We start from the raw sequence: 22,065 nt of genomic DNA, 5'->3' as shown, positions 1-22,065 counted from the left end.
GACCGATCTATAGACAAAGCTGTCCCAAAAGCCAGAACATGGTGGACGGGACAGCTTTTTTTGTGATATTGACAACGTTTGGTGGTAAGGGAGTGGGAGAAGGGAGGAGCCCGGCGAGCTGGCCCGCAAAGAAAAGCCTGTGATGCCCGTTCACTGAAGAGTTGCGGGCAAAGGCTCGTTCGCCGTTCTCCCTCCACTGAGTAGACGCATACAAGCACTCTCTTGCTCCCCCCTTCTCCCACTCCCCGCACAACGTTTCGATTTACAAAAACTCTCGCCGTCTCCTCCTTCCATTTTCATGCAGGAGTTTCAGTTGGAAAGCCACGGTTGTTTTTTATAAAGGCTCTGTTAAAATTTAATGTTGATAATTCCATAATATTAAGGGGGAACCACTGTCGAGTATTACCTTAATAATATTTATTACAATATATCTTTGGAGTGAAAGATATTTTTAGTTACCATTCCAATGATAGTTTATTTGCACAACGCCAGAGGAGAATGTTCTTGTATTAACCATTTTTAAATTTATCCTCTGTTTTAAATCAATAAACAACGGTTTTCCTTCTCCCAAAACAACAGGGTGAATAGATAATCTAAATTCATCAACAAGCCCCAAATTTATAAAAGTTGTAATGAGACTTGCTCCACCATATAGCCAGATGTCTTTACCAGACTTTTTCTTCAATTTATTTACTTCTTCAAGAATATTATCATTTATAAATATTGCTTGATTACCAGTCTCTTTTTGTGTTCTGGAAAAAACATATTTCTTTTTACTATGAACCAATTTCCAAATTTCCTTTTCGGTATCAGAGTCTTCATTTTTCGGAATATATTGTCCCCATAAATCGTAGCTTTTTCTACCATATAAAATAGTATCAATATGATTTAAGAAATCAGTGAACCCCATATCAGGGTCCATAATGCACCAATCAACTTCTCCATTTTTCCCTTCAATAAAACCATCTAAAGTAACTGCTAAATCTAAAATTATTCTTCTCTGTTTCACGTTATTTGTCATAATTTCCCATCCTTTTATCATTCAGATTTTGATTCTTCTGTCCCATTGAATAAGGATTACACAACGAATTTAGATAAACGTAGACTATTATATGTATCTTTCATTTCAAATACAAAAGAAGTTAGTAGAAATTCTTTAATGTGCTGTTTCGTGCTTTCATTACTACGACTATCGACAAATAAAAACCAAGCAAGGTAATTATCAAGATACTTTGTAGCCACGCCTTTAAAGCGGTCTATCCATTGTTTCAAGCGAGAATGGAGACCGTTTAACATTTTGGATGTGATACAAACCCTTTGTAACGTGTTTGCCACTGTCTGATTTAATTTAAAAATGCTCTAAACCCTTTTCTTTTGCATAGGTTTTATAGGCTCTCCAAGCATCTGTGACAAGCACGTTTTCGTTGGAAAGTTTAGAACCAATTAAAGTATCAACTTTTAATTTTACAATACGCCCCATACAAGCAACTTTTGAGACGGTTGCCTTGGTTCGGTCTCTGGCAACCAGAACACAGACCTGTTCGTGACTTATGCCTCTATGTTTGGACTTTCCACCACGTTTTCTTGGTTTTCGTTCAGTAATGCCCCGTTGACCTTTTTGAGAATACAGGAAATAGGTCTCGTCAATTTCAACGATACCATCAAAATGCTCAAAATCTATTTGTTTTAGGGCATTTAGCAGTTTGTGCCTCCAATAAAAAAGCGTAACCCAAGTAACTCCTACGATTTCAGCAGATTTTCGCAGGGAATATCCTTTGAACATACAATCAACAAATGTAATCCATTCGTTGCCTTTTCTTGTACGGGTACAAGACGTTATTCGTTGTGTCAGTGAAGGTTTTGACACAGCATTTACAGCGATACCGTTTTCGACCATTATATTTTCCAAACCGAACAACGTGTTCTGATGAACAATGGGGACACTCAAATCCATCCTTGAATCGAGTTTCTCTCAATTCATTGATTAATCTACCACCAGCAGAGGAAGAAGGCTCAACATAGCGTTTAGCCCATTGGTAAACTTGTTCTTTTTGTATATGTGGTAATTTGTCAATATACTTTAACAAGTTGCTAAACGCTTTGCTCACCTTGATAACCACTCGAACATTTGTTCTTGCGTTGATTATATCAAGAATTCGGATAGGTAACAAATATCAACATTTACCTTTAACAGAGCCTTTATAAAAAGGCTCTGTTATCGTTTGTTATTGATTTTCTTATTCAATTAACGAGCAGTTTAACGCAATGAGCCATTCTTTTGATATACTTTTTCAAAGGGGTGGTTTATATGTTGAATTATATATGGCTTAATGATAAGTCCTCTATTTTAAAACAATTACCACAAGGTTTTAAAACAGCAGCAATTTTGCTCCACCCTTTCGTTCAAATGCCTTTGGGTTGGGCGCAATCGAAGCAGAAAAACGAATGTGAGCCTATATATCCAAGTAATGAAGAGATATTAAATTTGGGAGAACCAGTATCTTGGGAACAGGTACTGAAAGATAGTGGTTTAAAAACACACGAAGAGCTTGCACTAGCACTAAAAACATCTATTGGTGCATTAAGGCAAGAATATGCTAGGACAGATTTAGCTGATAAATTAAATCTGAATTTCAAAACAGACCTCTATTACCCGACTGAAGATTCTACGTCAGTGTTCTTGATTAGTGGATTGCTGAAAGTTCTCGGTTCAAACGGTGCTAATAAATTTTTCTTCTCCGAACCAATTTTCGATAAAAGTGGGATTTTGGAAATAGATAATATAACCCTTTTAGAAATAAGTGAATTAACAGATAAAGAATTAATTTTGATGGATGAAAACATGAAGTTTGCTTTTATGAGTGTGTACGACTCCTTTTTCACATTATTTTTTACCAAAGATGAAAACATAACTCAGATTGTTCAGTCAAGGAATTGGGAAGCTATAATTTGTAATAATGAAACTTATATTAATTGGTATCTTTCAAGAGGAATTTATTAAGCTACCGGGAATCTTTAGTTCAATAAGACACACAACAGGACCAGAGCTTGGTCCTTTTTCTTTTGCTCAAATTATCAACCCGAATGTTTAGCAGGGTCTATAAAAAAGGAATATCCTAATCATTTAGAGAAACGGTAGATAACAACCCAGAATTTCAGTGAAAGTGAGTTATTTATACAGGGAGGAAAATATGAGCGAATACACACTTATCCCAGGCGCCGAGGACGTACAAGTAACTGTATTTGACGGACAGAACACTGGCTGGCTCACGACACGGAATCCCCTCCAATACAACGCAGCGATTGTAAACGGCAACCTCGGACTTACCCCTCACCTATGGGGAGATGCAACCCAAAAAACAGGGTGGCATCATATGTACCGACCGGCAGCGATAACAGGTACCCAGATAAATGGTCGATTTGCAAATGCACATTTTGTCATTCGCATTCCCGATGACTGGAATGGAAAACTCGTGGTGGCAGGCATACCAGCAACACGCGGGGAAACATCAACCGACCTATTATTCAGCGATTATGTACTAGAAAAAGGCTATGCATTCGCCGCAACCGATAAAGGCACGCCGGGGACTCCCGATCCCCTCGACCCATTCGCTTCCGCCAAAAACGCACTCATAACAAGCGACAACGGCCTGGCGGAATGGCATCTGCGCTTTCGAGAGATAACGAAAGCAGCCCAGCATTATTTGTGCACAAATGATACGAAATCTCGTCGTACCCGCATTCCCACATACGCGATTGGCCTCTCAAATGGAGGCTACGTCGTGCGCTACGCATTAGAACATGACCACCCGGAGCAAACCGGGGAACCTGCGCTCTTTGACGGGGGTGTTGACTGGGAAGGTGTACTTTGGCGGGCTGATGAACCGAATTTGATCTCTTCGCTGAGCACGGTCATCAATCACGCTACACATGCTATTTTTGCAACAGGAGAAACACAAAAAGCGGCACAAGCCGCACTTTATCAAGCGGGAGTGCCGCATCATTCAGACATGCTCTGGCCGTTTCATGACGACTACTATTGGTTTATCACACTGAACATATACCGGGATGTATTTGATCCTCACGCCCCGCATCGTTTGCACTGGTCGGATTATTTACGACTAAATGGCCTAACACGCGATCGGACGCACGATGCTATCTTTGCCGACTATGATTATTTTACCCGTCCAGCCAGTGTACGAAATCAAGTACAGCGCATTGAAAATACGGGCAAATTGCATGCTCCATTAATCAGTTTGACCGGATCACTTGATACCTTGATCTTCCCATCCATTCACGCTGTGCCATACGCCGAACTTGTTCGCAAGGCAGGAAAAAGCGAGCAGCATCGGATGTATCTCATCGAAAAAGGGAACCATATTGACGGTCTTGTACAGGCGCCGGGAATTGATGTGAACGACGAGCTTCAGCCCCTGCTCCCCTATGCACATCAAGCATTTGATCTGCTGGTGGAATGGATCGAACAAGGGGTGGAACCACCTGCAAGCGGCACGATTGGTACCCCTCAGATACGGACACATGTACGAGACATAAAAACCGGACAAGAAATAGAACCGTATTAAACAAAGAAGAGGCTGTCTCCTCACTATGAAATAGCAAGAGAGTCAGCCTCTTTTAGTAACTTCTTTAGTCTTAGCTAGATTTTCGCAGATGCAGCTTTATCAGCAGCCTGTGCTTTTTTACGATGAAAGAAGAAGTAATACACTAATGTACAACCTGTAATGAGCATCGTAAGATAAAACTGTGAACGCATCGATTCAATGAATGCCATTGAAATCAAAATGCCAAACAGAACAACAATCGTTGCATAAGACAGATACGGGAAGAGCCACATTTTAATTTTCAAACCGCTCGGATTTTCACGTTCCATCTGCTTACGGAAACTAATGTGCGAGAATGCAATAACAATGTAAACAAGCAGCGCAATCGCACCGGATGCGTTTACAAGGAACAGGAACAGCTTGTCCGGCGATACAAAGTTAAAGAACGAAACCAAAAATGCAAACGCTGTACTTGCCCATACAGCACGAGCCGGAATTCCTCGTGCGCTTACCTTCAATAAAGACTTCGGTGCATCACCTTTTTGTGCGAGCGCATACAACATACGAGAGTTTGTGTACAGCGCTGAATTCAAGCAAGACAGAACAGATGTCAGTACAACAACATTCATAATTTGTGCAGCTGCCGGGATACCGATCATGTCAAACACCGTAACAAACGGGCTTTTCAATAAGTTCGCTGAATTCCACGGAAGAAGTGTTACTAGAATCGCAACGGAACCGATAAAGAACATAAGAATTCGCCATACTACACTATTAATAGCCGTCATAACACCTTTTTCAGGATTATCGGACTCACCTGCTGCGATCGCTGCAATCTCTGTTCCAAAGAAAGAGAAAATAACAATAACGATACCAAGAAGAATCGATTGAATACCGAACGGCATAAAACCACCGTTTTGCGTCAAGTTTTTCATCCCCGGTGCTTCGATTCCTGGGAAGAAACCTGCGATAATAACTGCACCAACTGCAAGGAACACAACAATTGTTACTACTTTAATTAAAGAGAACCAGTATTCAAATTCACCAAATGATTTTACCGAATATAAGTTTGTGAGCGTTAACAAAGTTGTGAGAATCAAACTCAACGCCCATACCGGAATGGATGGAATCCACTGATGAACAATCGCCGCTCCGGCAATAGCCTCAATCGCAATAACAATCACCCAGAAAAACCAGTACAACCAACCAATTGTAAATCCAGCCCACGGTCCAAGCATATCACGTGCATACGCTGCGAAAGAACCGCTGTCTTGTTTAACTGTTGCCATCTCACCTAGCATACGCATAACGAGAATAACAATCAGGCCAGCCAGGGAATACGATACAATTGCCCCCGGTCCGGTCGAACCGATAACCGCTCCACTTCCTACGAAAAGTCCTGCCCCAATAACGCCACCAAGTGAAATCATTTTCAGGTGACGCGCTTTCAATCCTCCATGCAGTCCATTTTGCTGTGCCATACCACCACTCCAATCTAATCGAATTGCTTTTTTTCTGTTTTGTCTATTTTCTAAACATTATAATCTTCTTGCAATTTGTTTGCCAAATTATTTTTATAATAAAAACAATGTATTTACAATGTAATTTAGAATATAAAAATGCAAAATGACATGTACATTTTTTTACATGAAAGCGTAAAACACTGAAAAGTCTATCCGATACTACAATGCGGACAAACATCTACAAATGCATTTTTGCATCGTTTTTACAGAAAAATTACGAATATAATACACAAAGCAAAAAGGAGCCCTCTCCATCATCCTACGAATGATGGAGAGGGCTCCCCCTTATTTTTTATTTATTCACGTTCAAAATCACACTCTTTAAGCGGAACAACTTTAGTACGATATTTCCGTTTGTACCCAAACCACAGAGCAAGGAACAACGGAATCCCAATGTAGGCTACAATAATGCCGTTCCAGTCAATTTTATCGCCTAGCACCGCTCCATAGTTTTGACCGATGATCACAATCATACAAATCACAAAAGCAAACAGCGGTCCAAACGGGAACCATTTTGCCCGGTACGGCAAATCTGCCAGATTCCTGCCCTGCGCAATATAGGCACGACGGAAGCGATAATGACTAATCGCAATACCCAGCCAGGCAATAAAACCAGACATACCGGACGCATTCAACAGCCATACATATACAACCCCATCGCCAAACAGGGAGGCAAAGAACGCCACGATCCCAATAGCAGCTGTTACGCACAGCGCCGCAACCGGGACGCCACGACTGTCCAGCTTTGCCAGAAACTTCGGTGCTTTTCCTTCCTTCGCCAGCACCCATAGCATCCGGGTTGACGCATACATCCCGGAGTTACCTGCTGATAGCACAGATGACAAGATAACAGCATTCATTACAGACGCAGCAAATGCCAGGCCCGCTTTCTCAAATACGAGCGTAAATGGACTAGTCATAACACTATCACTTGCCAGACTCTCTGTTGTGTATGGAATCAATAAACCAATGACAATAATCGCAAATACATAAAACAGCAAAATACGCCAGAACACTTGACGAATCGCCAGCGGTACATTTTTCTCCGGCTCCTCGCTCTCACCGGCTGCAATCCCTAACAACTCTGTACCCTGGAACGAGAAACCTGCGGCCATGAATACGCCAAGCATCGCCATAAAGCCCCCGTTAAACGGTGCATTGCCAATGGTAAGATTGCGGAACCCAACCGCTTCTCCACCGATAATTCCGACAATCATCAGAAGACCAATAATAATAAAGACAATAACCGTTATGACTTTAATAATGGCAAACCAGTATTCAGATTCCCCATACCCTTTAACCGATAAGTAGTTAAAGCCAAACATAAGAAGAAGAAATAACGCACTCCACATCAAAGATGACGTTTCCGGAAGCCAGAATTTCACGATCAGCGTAGCCGCTGACAGCTCGGCCGCAATCGTAATAGCCCAGTTATACCAGTAGTTCCACCCAAGCGCAAAGCCAAGTGCCGGGTCCACAAACTTTGTCGCGTACGTGCTAAACGAGCCAGATACCGGCATAAAAGCCGCCATCTCTCCAAGGCTTGTCATCAGGAAATATACCATGATTCCAATTGCGATATACGCAGCAAGCGCTCCCCCTGGCCCAGCACTATGAATCGCCCCACCACTCGCTAGGAACAGACCGGTTCCGATTGATCCACCAAGTGAGATCATCGTCATGTGACGCGCTTTTAGTCCCCGGCGCAAGCCTTCTTTCTGTTGTCCACTTTCTTGCATCATGCACCCCACCTTTTGTGTCTCTATTGTTTACCATGTGCCGAGAAGGACGAGATATAAAAAATACCGCAGGAAAATATCCTACGGCATCCGTTATTCCCCGCATCATACCTTCCATGAAGATAGCACCCCACCTTTTGCCGGACAGCAAAAGGTGACAGTTCTGCCCCTATTCGGAAACAGCCCCAATCCGCACGTTGGAGAATACACGTGCAAACTTCGGCAGCTTCTCCTTTCACACAGCGTCTTCGATGTTCTCCCATCTCGTCTGTCCTACTCATAAAAGCCGCGACCTCTACCCCACCATGATGATGAGGATTTATTATAATTCAGTTATTTTATAGATATTTTGTATTATACATAAATAAACAATCTGAAACAATATTATTTTTATACCAATTGCAATGATCACGCTGCCTTCGATCCTACACTTAGCGTGACGGGGTATTCACCACGCCAAACCGAGCGCCAATAAATAAAATAACTACTATGCTGATACAAATAAGTGTACTGATAAAATTATCTGGATTACATACAATGCTTATAAAAATGCTACCTAGCGTCAGCACCGCAAACCACGTTGTGTATGGAAACAGTGCCACTTTAAAACTGGGCTGTGTCGGATATAAAGGACGTAGTTTCAACTGGGCCACACAAATACTAATCCAGATAAGCATAACGGTAAAGCCTGGAATCCCCATCAAATAGTTGAACACATTTTCCGGTGCCGCATACGCAACAAATACACCAATAAAAAGCGAACATGCGCTTACAATCAGCCCTAAAATCGGTACCCCATTTTTGGATAATGTAAGAAACGCTTGCGGGGCCACTTTCCCTTTTGCAAGCGAGTACAGCATCCGTGACGTTGCATACATACCCGAATTAGCCGCTGAAAATACAGCCGTGAGCATAATGAAATTCATAATGTGTGCAGCACTTGAAAGGCCAACACTCGATAACACCTGCACGAACGGACTTCCCTTTTGGGCAATCTCATTCCATGGCATCAAACCACAAATAACAAGCAGCGGCAATGTATAAAAAACAACCACTCGCCCGACGATTCCTTTGATCACTCTTGGAAGCACCTTATCTGCATCTTTTGTCTCCGCAATCGTAAGACCGAGCAATTCAGCCCCACCATACGAAAATATAACGACAAGTAGCGAAGCAAATACACCGCTTATCCCCCGCGGGAAAAATCCACCGTGTGCCGTATAGTGTGTGAAGTACGGAGCTGGTTCCGCTGAAAAAGCGCCAAACATCATCGCGCCACCTAATGCGATAAAAACAAGCAGCGTTGCAACCTTCATGCTAGCCAGCCAGAATTCCATTTCCCCATAATATTTTACGTGTAGCAAATTAATAAAAATAATGACGAGCGCAACGAGCAAACTGAGTACCCAAAGTGGAGTCGATGTAAACCAGAACTGCAAAAATGCGCCTGCCGCCACGATCTCAACCGCCATGACTAACACCCAGTTGATCCAGTACAGCCAACCGGCAATAAATGCGGCACGCGTACCGAATGCACGTGCGATCAAGTCACGAATATCTGATTTTGGAAATACTCCGGCCATCTCAGCCAGCGCAGCCATAACAATTAGCATGAGTGCCCCGCCGAACAAATACGCAAGCACCACGCCTGGGCCTGCAAGTGCAACCGTTTCTGCACTTCCCTTAAACATCCCGGCCCCAATCATACCGCCAATTGCCATCATCCGCAGATGGCGCGGAAGCAATCCTTTTTGTAACGAATCTTGCTGCATGAAACGCTTCCCCTTTACTCTTTATTACACAAAAGCATAGCAGTAAAACCGTAAAAAAGGAAGACAAATCAGCGTTGTTTTAATTTATAGATAATTCAATTTACTATTCTTACCGTACAACATTTACCTGTGTATCCACACTGTCCCGCAGCTTATCAAGCGCATGCAGCACCTCACGTGACAGCGCTCCTACTTGTCGATATGACTCCTCTGATCCCTTTATATCCCCACTATTAAACTTCTTGATCGCTTCGCTGCACGCCTGATGAAACGCCGCATGCGGGCGATCAATCTGTTGGAAGTTTATATTGTTAGCAAACATTTCGCTCCCCGAACCGAAATACCATTTGCCAAGGCGGCAGATGTGATGATTGCGAACTGTTTCACTATCAAGTGTAAGTCGTCCAGCAAGCATGCTTTCCAGCCGCCACTTCCATAATAGATGGTCTGTTTTGGCTAGTTCAATCAATTGCCCTGGCAAAAATCCAGCCGTAAACTGGCCAACCTTTTGCCGAATTTGTTCGGTGATAGTACCGAGATGGTACAAGTTATCCGCACTTTGTTCGACACCTTTTGCTGTATCTGCCGTAATCTGATTCATATGTGCCATCGTTGCTGTTACTTCCTCAAATGTAGCGGACTGTTCTTCAAGGACCGGTACAATGCCCGTAATATCATCAATTGTTTTCGTCATGCTGCCCATGATACATTCGAGCATCTCGTTCGCTTCTGCTGACAATCGAACGCCGCTTCCGGAGGAACGTGACAATGTTTCAATATGAGCTGCTGTCGCCCTTGTTTCCTGCTGGATGCCCTGTACCTTATCGGTAATGCCTTGTACAGACTGCTGGGTACGGTCTGCCAACTTGCGCACCTCATCAGCCACCACACCAAAGCCACGCCCACTTTCTCCCGCACGTGCCGCCTCAATGGCAGCATTCAATGCTAGCAAGTTCGTCTGGTCAGCGATTTCCCTAATTAGCCCAACCATGCCTCCAATTGCGTCTACTTGATCATGTAACGCAACCACCTGATTGTGGAGGGACTCAAAGCCACATTCAACCGCTTCCATTTCCGTATGCGATCGCTTCAGCAGTGTCTGCCCACCTGTCATGTTCTGCCCCGCTCCCTCAAGCAATGAGGTCGCACTCGCGGCAGATTCCGAGATATGTGTAACTGACGCAGCAAGTTCTTCTGATGAAGCAACCACATTTGTAATATCATCATGGAGCACGCGGGTCACACCCGAAATCTTATTTACAAAGCTATTCTCTTCAATGCTAGTGGACACAACATCTGTAAGAGAGAGCGCAAGATCAATGATCGTTTTTTCATAGGCTGCTAAAAGTCGATCTACAGCCTGCCCCATCTCATACCATTCATCCTGTTCAGATAACGATAGACGAATGGTTAAATTCCCGGCGACAGCTTGGTCAATTTTCTCGGCCATCTCCTTTATTTGCATAGTATGACTATTCGTATAATTATTTAGATGACGATCCCTTTTTAAAAAAGCAGACAGCATACAAGCCTCACCTTTTTCTTTTTTTTCATATTATAAGTCTTTTTACTTATCTACATGAATGTTTTTACAAAATTTTAACGAAACGGTACAATTAAACTAGCAAACTATTTAGGAGAGAATAAACAATGAATATACCTTTTAACTGGAAACCAATCTGGCTCGCTGCATGTCTAAGTATTGGAGCAGCCAGTATCATTCCTTCTACTACACTAGCAGCGACTCGGCCATCTGATGTGCCGGCTGAGCACTGGGCCTGGAAAAACGGCACCCTTCCATGGGCTTTGGATGCTCATATTATTGGTTCTGCCACAGATGATACGCCCATCCGCCCTGCTGCTGCCGTTACGGAAGCTGAAGCACTCGATATGTTGTTCCACTTCTTTACCGACACACAAAACGAAGATCTAACCGGAGAGCATCTATACGAGCTGGCCAAACGCTACAATCTTCCAGTCGCAGTCAGTCCAAATGACCATACCAAATCGCTAACACGTGGACAGGCTGCTCGTCTGCTTGCTGCTGTCAAAGGATATAACTATCAGACAGACAGTGCCATTGCCTTTCTCTATGAAAAAGGCTTGTCCCAGGGTAAAACAGAAAAAACTATTGAAGGATTTGATGCAGGAAGCGTAATCAGTCGGGTCGAATTCGTCCAGCTGCTCAAAGGAATGGCGGACCGTAAGCTTGACGGAACGATCAGTACATGCCCACAAACCGAAGGCACGCATCCAGCTCTTGATAGTTACCGCCGCACCCAGATCGGGACGATTCAGGACAACTTACGTCGGGCTAAAACAGCCTATTCGACAAGTGATTCCGGCTACTGGACCGATACGTTATACCGCATCGCCAAACAGACAACCGTGCGCGATCATACGCTTACGATCCCACTGCCGACTCTAGGCAAAGATGAAACGATCACCTACCATGTGATAGCCGATAACTGGCACAGTGGTACATACACATCTGGTGCAGATACACTGACATTCCCGGCATCCGGAAATTGGAGCGTCACAATGATCGTATCACAAGGCAATCGCATTCTTGGCGATCTGTCACTGAACTCAGCCAATCATGCGATTGAAATTAATAGCACATTGATCGAGAAAACAAAATAACCGTATAAAAAAGCAGAGATGCCTGTGCATCTCTGCTTTTTTGCTAGCTTTATTTAGTATGGAGCGTTCGGATTTAACATATAGGTGAAAAACTTCTTCCGAATTCCATCAAGCGATTTGTTATAGCTGCTAAAAAACGCATCAATCGCTCCTTCTCCATCATACAAAAGCAAACTTGTCCGATGCGCACCAATGAGCCGTCCTCGATCAAGATACGCATTCAGCGAGCTTACATTTTCCGGAGTACTCAAAAACGCCCAGTTCCACTCAAGCATTGTGCCCGCTCCAGTCTGACGCGACAGATTGTATGTTTCACCGAGTAAGTCTTCACCCGGATGCTTTTCGCTGGCAAAATAATGATTCGGCTGCAGCCAGGCAAAGTCAAAGCCAAGGGACTTCCACTGCTCCGCATTGGCCGCCTGATAATACGGCGCCCAGTAAAACTTATATCCCTTCTCATGAATAGAAGCAGCCACTTCCTGCACAAACTTGCGGTCCGCATCGGCTACCATCTCATGTGTCCAGTAAAATCCGACAAAGTGAAGTGCCTGTGGATTCGCTTTATTCCACTGCTTTAGAAGCGTATCTTCAAATACTCGGACCATGCGTAACCGAGCGGCTGTATCAACGCCATTGCCAACCGGATTTGGCAGACCGATAATCACATTCACTTTATAGTTAGGATCATTCAGTAAGATACGTGCTTTCATCGCCGCCTTCTCCAGTTGATCCATCTGGTCTCCCGGAGCAAATAAATCGGCAGCATACGCAGTCAGCTTAGCCTGTCCATCAGGGTCAGCTGCATTATACGTCTCGAATGTAAATCCACGTTCTGCCTGCCCAGCCGGACGCACAATGAACGTTTCAAGAAATGGCTGTTGCTTTCCTTCAAACTCAACCGTCATCCGGTGCAGCAAATCAGCCGGACGCGTCGTTTTTGGGTCCGTCATAAACGTCGTATTCCCCACATAGCCATTCGCCTCTGTTTTCCGATTCGTAAACTCGGCCTGGGCAGATGTTACTTCCCCATTCGGTGCGTACAGCCACTGATTCACACCTTTGTAATCAATTAAATACCATTTTCCAAAACTCGCATAAGCCACCGTCTCAAATGGAACTTCTGTTACCTTTCCAGTCGACGGCCAAAATGTAGCCGCATACGGATACAGCGCAGCTGGTTTCACAACAGTAATTTTATGGACACCAAGCTTGTCTGTTACATAGTCCGATCCGGCATACAGCCAGCCTGGGCCTACATCAGTCCGAATTTGATACCAGCCATTATTTTGCTTTAGCACCTGAATACGCTGTGGCAAAATCTCCATCAATTTCCCCAGACGCGAATCGGCTTCCTTGTATACCGTAACTGGATGCTGAAGAAACTTGTATACTTGCAGAGGTGTCTGATCGTCCCCGGACTTAGCTGGAAGGGTACGAATATAAAGAGCATCTTGCTGGATTCGCACCCAGCCTTCCTTCTCTTCCGTTCCTTCACGGATCTGCAGTTTGAGCCATTCGCCTTGCCGATCTAGTATCGGATACGCTCCCGGTTTTTGTTTGACAATCCCGAGCGGCTGTACGGGTAATGCGGCAGGTTGTGCCTTAGCTGGCTGCACCGCGGGCCCAGATGGAAGCGGTGCAGCATAATATGGTATATCTTTCCATATGTATGCTTCATACGACTCGGACGATGCAGCTCGCGCGTCACCGCTGCCGACAGCCAGCAGCACAACCAATAAGCATAAACTCCACGCCAGCTGGTTCAGGCGAGATAAACAATTCCCGATCCCCACTTTTCTCTCCTCCTGTCTATGTAGTTATGTACGGAACGCTTAGTTCCAGTTGGTTCCAATCTGTAGTATAGCACTGCCCGCCAAAAATGGAATACAAAAGCCGCACTTTCTATGAAGAAAGGCGGCTTTTGTATTCGTTTATCGTATCTTACTAAGGAAGCTGTGCTTGCTGAATCTGTTTCCAGTCAAGCGAACCGAACGGCTTACTTGATGTCTGTATTTTATTCCATACGCGCATAGCTTCTTTACCAGACAAACGTGTTGGCTGATAATTATTGCGCACCGCCACCGATGACGTAGACATCGGAATGATCGCGATTTCTTTTTGCGTAGTAAGATTTCCATCTATCAGATGAAACGCCTGCTGAAAAATAAAGGTATCTTTATCTGATGGATTTCGGTTACCACCAAAGATAAAATTACCCAGGCTGTATACAATGTACTTTCCTTTGTATTCCTGAATGCCCTGCACGACATGCGGGTGATGACCTACGACTAAATCAGCGCCTGCATCAATCGCCCACTTGCCAAGTGCTTGCTGTGTCACATTAGGAGCATAACTCCGCTCTATCCCCCAATGGAAGTTAACAACAACGATTTTCACACCTTGTTTGCGCAGCGCAATAATATCGCGCTTAATCTGGTCACGTAGCCCTTGGTCACTTTTCCATCCTTCATAGCCAAGTACGCCCACTGTAACGCCTTTGATTGTTTTGGTGTACGCTTTTGTGTAACCAAAATAGCCAACCCCGGACTTTTGCAAGGCAGCAAGCGTATCATTGAATCCACGCTGCAAATAATCATGACTATGGTTATTTGCAACATTGACCGCATCTATCCCACCTCGGACGAGAATCGCGGCATAGTCAGGACTCCCTTTAAATCGAAATGTTTTTTGCGCTTTGGCTGTCGCATTCGTAAGCGTTCCTTCAAGATTGACCATGGTTAGGTCATCTTTCGTAAAAATCGGGCGGATGTTCTTCACAAAATGATCATAGCCGCTTCGCTGCACTTCCTGTGGAAAGCTTCCGGCATACGAAAACGATTCATCTGTGCCAAGCGTCACATCTCCAGCCGCACTGACGACAATGCGAACATCATCAGAGCGCACAGGTGATGTCTGTTCACCTTTCTTCGTCTCTGCCGTGGCTGGCTTTGGCACAGTGACATAACTGTCTGCCGCAGCGGACGATTCAGTCTCTGCCGCCATTACAACGCCAGAATCCTGCATGGTATCATACGTACGGTATTCCCGAGCCAGATAACTCCACATGCCAATGTTAAAAGCGATCAGCAACATCACACCAAGACTGATCACCATTTTTTTCCGAAGTTCCCCCATTTTCCCCTGCTCCTGTCTTCTCTTGTTCTCTCACAAGAATGTATTCGGGGAAATCCTGGTCATTCCTTTTTTGTTAGCCGTCTTTAGACACTTTCTCGCTTGACTCGATGTTTTCACAGAACTATAATCAGTCACAGACTACTCAACATGGATTAATGTTTTCATAAATGAGGTGTACGTATGGAAAATAAAAAAGCTCTGCCGATTTTATTTGCCGTCATGTTTCTTGTCATGGTCGGCTTCGGCATCATTATTCCGGTTCTTCCGTTTTATGCGGAAAAACTTGGGGCCACACCAGGACAGCTTGGCTGGCTCATGGCGGTATACTCCATCATGCAGTTTTTATTTGCTCCGATGTGGGGACGCCTATCCGACCGAATTGGACGTAAGCCGGTTATGCTGGTCGGGATTGCTGGACTCTCTCTATCGTTCTTTCTGTTCGCATTCTCGTCTCAATTATGGATGCTGTTTGCCGCACGTATTCTGGCCGGTATGCTCTCGTCTGCGAACATGCCAACAGTTACAGCCTACGTTGCAGATGTAACGACGCCTGAGAACCGAAGCAAGGGCATGGGCGTAGTAGGGGCGGCTGTCGGACTTGGCTTTATTTTCGGTCCGGCAATCGGCGGCATCTTCTCAAGCCACAGCCTAAGCATGCCGTTTCTCATCGCAGGCTGCGTGTCTGCCGCTACGATGCTCTTTGTAGGAGTCGCTCTCAAAGAGTCGCTTCCACCGGAGAAACGCACCAATCAGGCCGCCAAAAAAGAATCCGTTTGGAAAGCGTTTAGCGGTCCGCTTACAATGCTGTATGCGCTACAGTTTTTTATCACATTTTCCATGGCGGGTTTGGAAACAACGTTTGCGTATTTCGCAGCGAAGCAGGCAGGCATTGATTCGAAACATCTCGGCTACATTTTTATGATTATGGGCTTCGCCGGAGCACTTGTGCAGGGCGGGCTTATTGGTAGACTAACGAAGAAATACGGAGAAGGTACCGTCATTCAGATGGGGCTTGTCGTATCCGCGATTGGCTTCGGTCTTATTTTGCTTACGCACAGCTTTGCAACAGCAGCACTGTATTTGACAATCTTTGCACTCGGTAACGGCGTTATTCGTCCGAGCGTATCTGCACTTGTTACGAAACGGACAACAGTCGGTCAGGGCAGTGCGTCCGGTCTGCTGTCATCTGTCGATTCATTAGGCCGTATTGCTGGCCCGCCTATCGGTGGTGCCTTGTACTCCATTCAGATCGGCCTGCCGTATATGTCTGGTGCACTGCTGACAATTGTGGCGTTTATTTTGTACCGTGTATACGCTGGACGCGATACACAGACACAAACACAGGCTTAACTATCAATAACCTGATAAAAACAGAAAGAGGCTGTCTCAAAGTCAAATGACTAGCGAGACAGCCTCTTCTTTATTTACGCACCGTATGTGGCATAGGCGACAATGCCGTGCTCTTCTTCAAGCTTCAATTCCAGACGGGCCGAAAATGGATCACGTCCATGCTGATAGCGAAGCCAAAAACGTACCGCTTCAATCAGATTGGCCTCAATTAAGATACGACTGCGGTCGCCTTCTGTAACTTCCGCCGAAAATCCATACTCTTCATCCCACATTAACTCCACTTCAAATGAGGATGGATCTTTTTGCTTTTTTTCTGCTTCTAGCAAGCAGAGCGCATTAACTAAATCTTGCTCGTACAAAGTTATTGTCTCCATACGTTCGCTTCCTTCTCGCGTTTACGTTCTTTGTATGCCATATACAGCTTACGTACAATCCCAACAATCAGCATAATCGCCAGAACATTCACCAGTAGACCGAGAATAGAACCAAGTGCGCCCATGTTTCCAAGCAGGCTACCAAAAAGCATTCCTGCCAGGCCACCCGCAATGAGACCTTTCATAAAGCCACCCTTACTCGGTGTTGCTGCTGGGGCTGTATTTTTTGTTGGTGTGCTTGTATTAGTAGAATTTTTGAACTGTGATTGATTCGTCTGCGGCGTCGAACTCTTGCTTGGCTGGAACGAACTTTTGCCTGACTTATACCCTTTCGCGTAGGCATGATCAACCGTCACAAAGCCGCCTGCTCCAAACATTACTGCAACAGCCAGCAGCATTGTCATTACTTTCTTCATGTCTTTGTTCCCCTCTCTACTATTCTTGATGAGTTATACTATTCAATACGGACAGGTTGTACAAAAGTTTCATGTTTTTTATAATAAACGAAAAGAAACTTGGTAGATAGAAGGAGTCCCATCCATATGAAGCTTACTCTTGAACGTATTGAAGATAAAATCGAATTTTTCGAAGCAGGTGACCTGCGCACGCTTGAGAGAAAAATCGAAGAGCAAATCGAAAATAACAAAGTACTTCTGCTTGGCGTACATTCTGTTACCCATCAGGTTGCGTTCCAACCGGAAACTGGCCGCCCGCTGTACACTGCAGTTGTTCATTTCAAAGCAAAGTAGCTGATGTGTCTCTCAGCCTGCCCGCAAGCCACCTTCCGGTCTTGCGGGTTTTATGTAGTGGACCCAATCGTATGAACAAGTACCAAATCGGACAAACTGGGAAACATCTTACATAGCTACGGAGGTTTTCCCATGCTGCACGATTCCTTCCCTCATGCCAATATCCCACTTCCCCTTTTAAAACGCCATCTGGCCCGGCTTGTTCGTGGGCATATCCCGCGCCTGTCATGGCGGCGAATGTACCATAGTCCTGAGTTTGAGGAGTTATGCCGCTACTACCAGCTCGGTATGCTGTCTCACACGGCTTTCATTGCGTATACCTCCCAACTTGAGCGATTGTTCGTTCGAACGATAAAATAAAAGTGTAGCGGCCTCTCGACCGCTACACTTGTGTCCGTCTATTCGCCAGCTCTTCAAACCAGTTCTGATCCCTACTATCGAGTGCCATATCGATAAGCGTATCAAAATCTTCCCGCTTCAACTGCATGTCACTTATGCATTCTGCGACATCCAACGGAACACGGAAATGACCGCTGCGTACGGCGGCAGCCGCTGCTGAGTCCCGTACTGTGGGCACGAATACCGTCATCATCAACTGCGCTTTGTTCATTTCTTTGACATAGCCGGTAAGAAGCAATGTTTTACCTTTATGTGCATAATAAAAGGTTTTTATTTGAATGTGTACTTATATAAGATCAAACTTACTGTATTAGCATCCTCTACAATTACCTTCTCGATCAATTCCTGAAAAATCGCTCGTAATTCCAACATGTCGTTTAGACTGGTTTTCTTCATTCTTTCAAGAAGTTGGGACATTATAAGCACATTCGCGTCCTTACCCCGAATCTCGGTGAGCTGACGTTCAATGATGTCACTCTGCTCTGTAACATTTTCGATCTGGCGTTTGATGATATTCATCGTGTTTGCAAAAGCATCGCTAGAAAATAAATCAGAACGTAAAGCAATTTCTGTTTGCTTATTTATCAGCTTTTTTTTCTCCTGCCCCATTTTCATAAGTTTATCTTCTAACCTTTTTGTTTCAGCAGCTCCCTTCGATGCAATACGCTGCATATCGAGTTTTTGTAAATGTTTAAACAACCGATTAAAAATTTCACCTTCCAGCTTATCTGCACGAATCGAGATACCAGAACACGCCACTTTCCCTCCCTTATGCCAATTACCGCATCGATAATAACGCAAATAAATCCTACTCTTCTTTGACTTCAATGCTTTTGATGTAAGCATCCCGGCCCCGCAAAGTCCACATTTTGCAATGCCTACCAGCGGATACTTAGCATGTCGTGGTGTCCGCCTGTCGATGATTCCACCACGTTCCTTCATAATTTCTTGTGCTTTACAGAAGGTGAGTTTATCGATAATAGCCTGGTGAGCATCTTCTACAACGACAGGATCATTCGTTTTGATCAGCTTCATATTTTTTTGTGACAAATTGCCGCTGTCATCATATTCTCTGTTAAGCTGCGCCCTTGTTCTCCCGTACGTGACTTGCCCGATGTAAACAGGATTTTGGATGATCTGGCGAAGATGAGAGCGAAGGAACAGCTTACCGCTCTTTGTCCGATCCCCTCGCTCATTTAAAATATCGCAAATTTTTGTTGTACCGAGTCTTTCGAACACATACATGTGGAAAATGTCGCGTATGATAGGAGCATACGATTCATCAATGACAAGCTTTTGCGTATTTTTGTCCCGGACATACCCGATCGGAACCATTGACCCCATCCATGTTCCTTTTTTAGCTTTTTCACGCATTCCGGCACTTACCCGTGCGCTAATCCGCTCACTTTCAATCTGAGCAATCATATTCTTCACTTTAAAACCAAGCTCTGATCCTGGAACATCTGAATCAAACCCGTCATGTAGCGACTTGATACGAACACCAAGCGCTCGGAAGCGATTGACGAACCGTAAATTTTCTTCATCGTCCCTGCCAACCCGCGAGATTTCACGGAGCAAAAGCATGTTAAACTTCCCTACCTTTGCGTCTTCAATCATCTGCTTAAAGGCAGGGCGTTCTTCCATTTTCGTATAGTATCCGCTAAACGCTTCATCTATGTAGTGAAGTTCAGAAGCGGTGTAATATTGTTCCCCCATACTCTTTAAATGCGCCATAAGCTGGCTAATTTGATGTTCTGTCGATTCACTTTGCTCGATTTTCCCCGTTGATACACGCGCATACATGGCAACCGGTATCTTCTCCATCCGTTCTCACCCCCAGTAAAAAGAGAGCCACCCAAAGCGGATGGCTAAAGTTTCTATATCTGTACCTCTTCTTTCTCCTTCCAGATAATCTGTACGTTATCATCCCCATATGTTTCTTTGTGCAACTGGACAAGACGATAGGCCAGCCAGTCGTAAATGCTTTTTTCTCCAAACTCTTCTTTGAGCACGATCATCGTTAGCATCACCTCATTACTACCTTATGTGGTAGCGGGATTGTACTATTTACTACGCTTTGCTTAAATTTCAGCCGAAAGACAAATTTATTCAAGAAAAGAAAAAAGCCACCCAAAACGAGTAGCTATTCCATATATTCATATTTAATTACTAAAATAGTTACAACAATCGCTGCTATATCCATAGCTTGCCCCTCTTTATTTCCCCTACATTTTACATTAATTCCTACCTGTATGCTATCCTATTACGCAGTATTTCTATTCTTAGCCTCTTCCCTTCCCCCATATAAAAGCCAGGAGTGTATAGCACAATACGATCAGCTATCTGTGCGCTGATCACGATAAACTACCGAGCGCAAACACGATATGACGTATCCTAATGGTCGTACGAGCGATTGATCAAAATGCCCAGGCAACCGACTTTTAGGACATATAAAAAAGCCTAGAACATCCAGGCCAAGGTAAAAACTGTATAAAAAACAAATGACAAACCTCTCAATCAAGGGATACAATAGTACCAATAAAAACATATCTTGGAAAAAGGGGAGAGGAAAGTGAAAAAGTTTATTGGTACCACAATTGCCGCATCCACCCTAGTATTAGCTCCTGTTTCCGTATTTGCTGATAGCATCGCTGAGATTAAAGCATTAGCGGCGAAAGAAGGCTTGAAAGTTACAGAAACAAGTACGCAGATTACCATTACGAAGCCAACTACTCCTACGAAACCAAATACCGCGCAAAAACCTCAAGGCAAAGCATCACGGATATATGCCGAAGTACAGGATTACACAGTTAACAATATAACAAAAAATAAACTTGCAATTATCGGGGTTTTTTCTTCAAACCAAAACTCAAAAGATACTTTTAATATTACTCAAAATGCAAAATGGACTATTGAAAAGGGAGCACCCTTTACCATCCAAAGAGACGGAACAATTATCGCTACAAAAAATGGGGCTGGTAACGTATTTATCGAATACGATGGAAAAAAAATACGCGTGACTCTTACTGTAACAAATTATGAAGTGGTAAATAAACAACCTACTTACTCCGTTAAAGCATCTGATACGCAAAGATGGTTTAACGATAATAGAGATTACTTTGAGAGTTTCGAGCTCCATCCACAGCTTGAAAAAACTGAAAGTAAAACAGGGGTTAAAGAGTATAAACTTTTACTCGACGCTACCTATTCAACGAGTAAAGACGGGAAAAACACATATACTGTAACTGATGAAGCGACCTGGGAAGTGGACTCTGATGCTCCTTTTACCTTAGGAAAAGGAAATAAGATTATTCCTACAAAAAATGGTCAATCATCGGTTTTCGTACAATATAAATATTTAAAGCGCTCATATGTTATTGAGATAAAAGATTTTCAAAAAATAAACGGCGTTCCTAGTTGTACAGTTGTTCTTAAATAAAAAATCCAAAAGATACCCCAATATAAGGAATTGTACACATTCCTTATATTGGGGTTTTATTATATTTATCTGTAATTTTCGATCTTCTCTTATTTCAATATTAAACACAGCAAGTATGCATCCTCTGTCCGCTACTTGCTGATACAACTGCTCTGATTTTAATGTATTTCAATCTATGAATATATGGAAAATGATCCCTAACACAACGTAAAACTGTAAAATTTTTCTTTAAACAAATAAGTTCTTTGATATAATAATTTACAACAGATATGCTCATAAAGTCTCAATTGATAAAGTTGCAAACGACATGATCGAATTCTTGAGAAACGAAAGTCGATAGTTTATATCACCCCTAATACAAACATATAAAAGGGAGAGGA

Annotated in this window: 19 protein-coding genes, 1 pseudogene and 1 riboswitch; of the genes and pseudogenes, 7 read left to right on the top strand and 13 right to left on the bottom strand. The window is 43.7% G+C overall.

Going from position 1 to position 22,065, the window contains the following annotated elements; translation table 11 throughout:
- Positions 1-451: 451 nt before the first annotated feature.
- Positions 452-1,021, bottom strand: coding sequence for a dihydrofolate reductase family protein (locus tag PO771_RS08915; RefSeq protein WP_272562917.1), 570 nt, complete (start codon positions 1,019-1,021; stop codon positions 452-454).
- Between the two features lie 56 nt (positions 1,022-1,077).
- Positions 1,078-2,108 (bottom strand): annotated as a pseudogene (locus tag PO771_RS08910) (IS1595 family transposase).
- A 200-nt stretch (positions 2,109-2,308) separates the two neighbouring features.
- Between PO771_RS08910 and PO771_RS08905 the strand changes: the two are divergent.
- Both PO771_RS08905 and PO771_RS08900 read left to right on the top strand, forming a co-directional pair.
- On the top strand, positions 2,309-3,001 hold the full coding sequence (locus PO771_RS08905; RefSeq protein WP_272562916.1) for a DUF2711 family protein: 693 nt from the start codon (positions 2,309-2,311) through the stop codon (positions 2,999-3,001).
- Positions 3,002-3,191: 190 nt separating this feature from the next.
- Positions 3,192-4,583 (top strand): alpha/beta hydrolase, encoded by a 1,392-nt coding sequence (locus tag PO771_RS08900; RefSeq protein ID WP_272562914.1) that lies wholly within the window; start codon positions 3,192-3,194, stop codon positions 4,581-4,583.
- A gap of 74 nt (positions 4,584-4,657) precedes the next feature.
- Here the strand turns inward: PO771_RS08900 and PO771_RS08895 are convergent, their stop codons facing one another.
- The 4 genes from PO771_RS08895 to PO771_RS08880 all read right to left on the bottom strand — a co-directional run bounded on the left by PO771_RS08895 (position 4,658) and on the right by PO771_RS08880 (position 11,121).
- On the bottom strand, positions 4,658-6,043 hold the full coding sequence (locus PO771_RS08895; RefSeq protein WP_272562913.1) for an amino acid permease: 1,386 nt from the start codon (positions 6,041-6,043) through the stop codon (positions 4,658-4,660).
- A 338-nt stretch (positions 6,044-6,381) separates the two neighbouring features.
- Entirely contained in the window at positions 6,382-7,827 is a 1,446-nt protein-coding gene (locus PO771_RS08890) for an amino acid permease (RefSeq protein ID WP_272562912.1), read from the bottom strand.
- Between the two features lie 112 nt (positions 7,828-7,939).
- Positions 7,940-8,130, bottom strand: a riboswitch (Lysine riboswitch).
- Positions 8,131-8,255: 125 nt separating this feature from the next.
- Entirely contained in the window at positions 8,256-9,596 is a 1,341-nt protein-coding gene (locus tag PO771_RS08885) for an amino acid permease (protein WP_272562911.1), read from the bottom strand.
- 109 nt (positions 9,597-9,705) lie between these two features.
- Positions 9,706-11,121 carry a methyl-accepting chemotaxis protein gene (locus PO771_RS08880; protein ID WP_272562910.1) on the bottom strand — a complete coding sequence of 472 codons (1,416 nt, stop codon included), beginning with the start codon at positions 11,119-11,121 and terminating at the stop codon, positions 9,706-9,708.
- A gap of 125 nt (positions 11,122-11,246) precedes the next feature.
- On the opposite strand from PO771_RS08880, the gene PO771_RS08875 reads away from it, so the two are divergent.
- Positions 11,247-12,239 (top strand): hypothetical protein, encoded by a 993-nt coding sequence (locus tag PO771_RS08875; RefSeq protein ID WP_272562909.1) that lies wholly within the window; start codon positions 11,247-11,249, stop codon positions 12,237-12,239.
- Between the two features lie 53 nt (positions 12,240-12,292).
- Here the strand turns inward: PO771_RS08875 and PO771_RS08870 are convergent, their stop codons facing one another.
- Both PO771_RS08870 and PO771_RS08865 read right to left on the bottom strand, forming a co-directional pair.
- Positions 12,293-14,032 (bottom strand): DUF4855 domain-containing protein, encoded by a 1,740-nt coding sequence (locus tag PO771_RS08870; protein ID WP_272562908.1) that lies wholly within the window; start codon positions 14,030-14,032, stop codon positions 12,293-12,295.
- A 151-nt stretch (positions 14,033-14,183) separates the two neighbouring features.
- Positions 14,184-15,374, bottom strand: coding sequence for a CapA family protein (locus tag PO771_RS08865; protein WP_272562907.1), 1,191 nt, complete (start codon positions 15,372-15,374; stop codon positions 14,184-14,186).
- A gap of 180 nt (positions 15,375-15,554) precedes the next feature.
- Here PO771_RS08865 and PO771_RS08860 point away from each other — a divergent pair, with 180 nt between their 5' ends.
- Complete coding sequence (locus PO771_RS08860; RefSeq protein ID WP_272562906.1) at positions 15,555-16,724, top strand: MFS transporter; 1,170 nt, start codon at positions 15,555-15,557, stop codon at positions 16,722-16,724.
- Between the two features lie 74 nt (positions 16,725-16,798).
- Here PO771_RS08860 and PO771_RS08855 read toward each other — a convergent pair whose 3' ends face one another.
- Complete coding sequence (locus PO771_RS08855; protein WP_272562905.1) at positions 16,799-17,098, bottom strand: YxcD family protein; 300 nt, start codon at positions 17,096-17,098, stop codon at positions 16,799-16,801.
- Complete coding sequence (locus tag PO771_RS08850) at positions 17,086-17,514, bottom strand: hypothetical protein (protein ID WP_272562903.1); 429 nt, start codon at positions 17,512-17,514, stop codon at positions 17,086-17,088. Before PO771_RS08850 ends, PO771_RS08855 begins: the two co-directional genes overlap by 13 nt.
- Positions 17,515-17,640: 126 nt before the next feature.
- Here PO771_RS08850 and PO771_RS08845 point away from each other — a divergent pair, with 126 nt between their 5' ends.
- Together PO771_RS08845 and PO771_RS08840 are read left to right on the top strand one after the other, a co-directional pair.
- Complete coding sequence (locus tag PO771_RS08845; protein ID WP_272562902.1) at positions 17,641-17,847, top strand: YrzA family protein; 207 nt, start codon at positions 17,641-17,643, stop codon at positions 17,845-17,847.
- A 132-nt stretch (positions 17,848-17,979) separates the two neighbouring features.
- Positions 17,980-18,207, top strand: a complete 228-nt coding sequence (locus tag PO771_RS08840; protein WP_272562901.1) for a hypothetical protein — start codon at positions 17,980-17,982, stop codon at positions 18,205-18,207.
- Positions 18,208-18,229: 22 nt separating this feature from the next.
- Here PO771_RS08840 and PO771_RS08835 read toward each other — a convergent pair whose 3' ends face one another.
- The 3 genes from PO771_RS08835 to PO771_RS08825 are packed head-to-tail and all read right to left on the bottom strand — an operon-like array spanning position 18,230 to position 20,264.
- Positions 18,230-18,484 (bottom strand): IDEAL domain-containing protein, encoded by a 255-nt coding sequence (locus PO771_RS08835; protein ID WP_272562900.1) that lies wholly within the window; start codon positions 18,482-18,484, stop codon positions 18,230-18,232.
- A 32-nt stretch (positions 18,485-18,516) separates the two neighbouring features.
- Positions 18,517-20,070 carry a recombinase family protein gene (locus PO771_RS08830; protein ID WP_272562899.1) on the bottom strand — a complete coding sequence of 518 codons (1,554 nt, stop codon included), beginning with the start codon at positions 20,068-20,070 and terminating at the stop codon, positions 18,517-18,519.
- Positions 20,071-20,123: 53 nt separating this feature from the next.
- Positions 20,124-20,264, bottom strand: coding sequence for a hypothetical protein (locus PO771_RS08825; RefSeq protein WP_272562898.1), 141 nt, complete (start codon positions 20,262-20,264; stop codon positions 20,124-20,126).
- 554 nt (positions 20,265-20,818) lie between these two features.
- On the opposite strand from PO771_RS08825, the gene PO771_RS08820 reads away from it, so the two are divergent.
- Entirely contained in the window at positions 20,819-21,685 is an 867-nt protein-coding gene (locus PO771_RS08820; protein WP_272562897.1) for a hypothetical protein, read from the top strand.
- The last annotated feature ends 380 nt before the right edge of the window (positions 21,686-22,065 follow it).

The organism is Aneurinibacillus uraniidurans (assembly GCF_028471905.1).
Lineage (GTDB): Bacteria > Bacillota > Bacilli > Aneurinibacillales > Aneurinibacillaceae > Aneurinibacillus > Aneurinibacillus uraniidurans.
Note: the sequence above shows the minus strand (reverse complement) of the source record. Positions and strands in the feature narration are given on the sequence as shown.

Bases quoted from the DNA above. Each gene is read 5' to 3' on its own strand.
- PO771_RS08885 (WP_272562911.1), bottom strand. From the start codon at position 9,596: ATGCAGCAAGATTCGTTACAAAAAGGATTGCTTCCGCGCCATCTGCGG.
- PO771_RS08840 (WP_272562901.1), top strand. From the start codon at position 17,980: ATGCTGCACGATTCCTTCCCTCATGCCAATATCCCACTTCCCCTTTTA.
- PO771_RS08855 (WP_272562905.1), bottom strand. From the start codon at position 17,098: ATGGAGACAATAACTTTGTACGAGCAAGATTTAGTTAATGCGCTCTGC.
- PO771_RS08860 (WP_272562906.1), top strand. From the start codon at position 15,555: ATGGAAAATAAAAAAGCTCTGCCGATTTTATTTGCCGTCATGTTTCTT.
- PO771_RS08825 (WP_272562898.1), bottom strand. From the start codon at position 20,264: ATGATCGTGCTCAAAGAAGAGTTTGGAGAAAAAAGCATTTACGACTGG.
- PO771_RS08895 (WP_272562913.1), bottom strand. From the start codon at position 6,043: ATGGCACAGCAAAATGGACTGCATGGAGGATTGAAAGCGCGTCACCTG.
- PO771_RS08905 (WP_272562916.1), top strand. From the start codon at position 2,309: ATGTTGAATTATATATGGCTTAATGATAAGTCCTCTATTTTAAAACAA.
- PO771_RS08880 (WP_272562910.1), bottom strand. From the start codon at position 11,121: ATGCTGTCTGCTTTTTTAAAAAGGGATCGTCATCTAAATAATTATACG.
- PO771_RS08915 (WP_272562917.1), bottom strand. From the start codon at position 1,021: ATGACAAATAACGTGAAACAGAGAAGAATAATTTTAGATTTAGCAGTT.
- PO771_RS08850 (WP_272562903.1), bottom strand. From the start codon at position 17,514: ATGAAGAAAGTAATGACAATGCTGCTGGCTGTTGCAGTAATGTTTGGA.
- PO771_RS08900 (WP_272562914.1), top strand. From the start codon at position 3,192: ATGAGCGAATACACACTTATCCCAGGCGCCGAGGACGTACAAGTAACT.
- PO771_RS08890 (WP_272562912.1), bottom strand. From the start codon at position 7,827: ATGATGCAAGAAAGTGGACAACAGAAAGAAGGCTTGCGCCGGGGACTA.
- PO771_RS08865 (WP_272562907.1), bottom strand. From the start codon at position 15,374: ATGGGGGAACTTCGGAAAAAAATGGTGATCAGTCTTGGTGTGATGTTG.
- PO771_RS08875 (WP_272562909.1), top strand. From the start codon at position 11,247: ATGAATATACCTTTTAACTGGAAACCAATCTGGCTCGCTGCATGTCTA.
- PO771_RS08845 (WP_272562902.1), top strand. From the start codon at position 17,641: ATGAAGCTTACTCTTGAACGTATTGAAGATAAAATCGAATTTTTCGAA.
- PO771_RS08830 (WP_272562899.1), bottom strand. From the start codon at position 20,070: ATGGAGAAGATACCGGTTGCCATGTATGCGCGTGTATCAACGGGGAAA.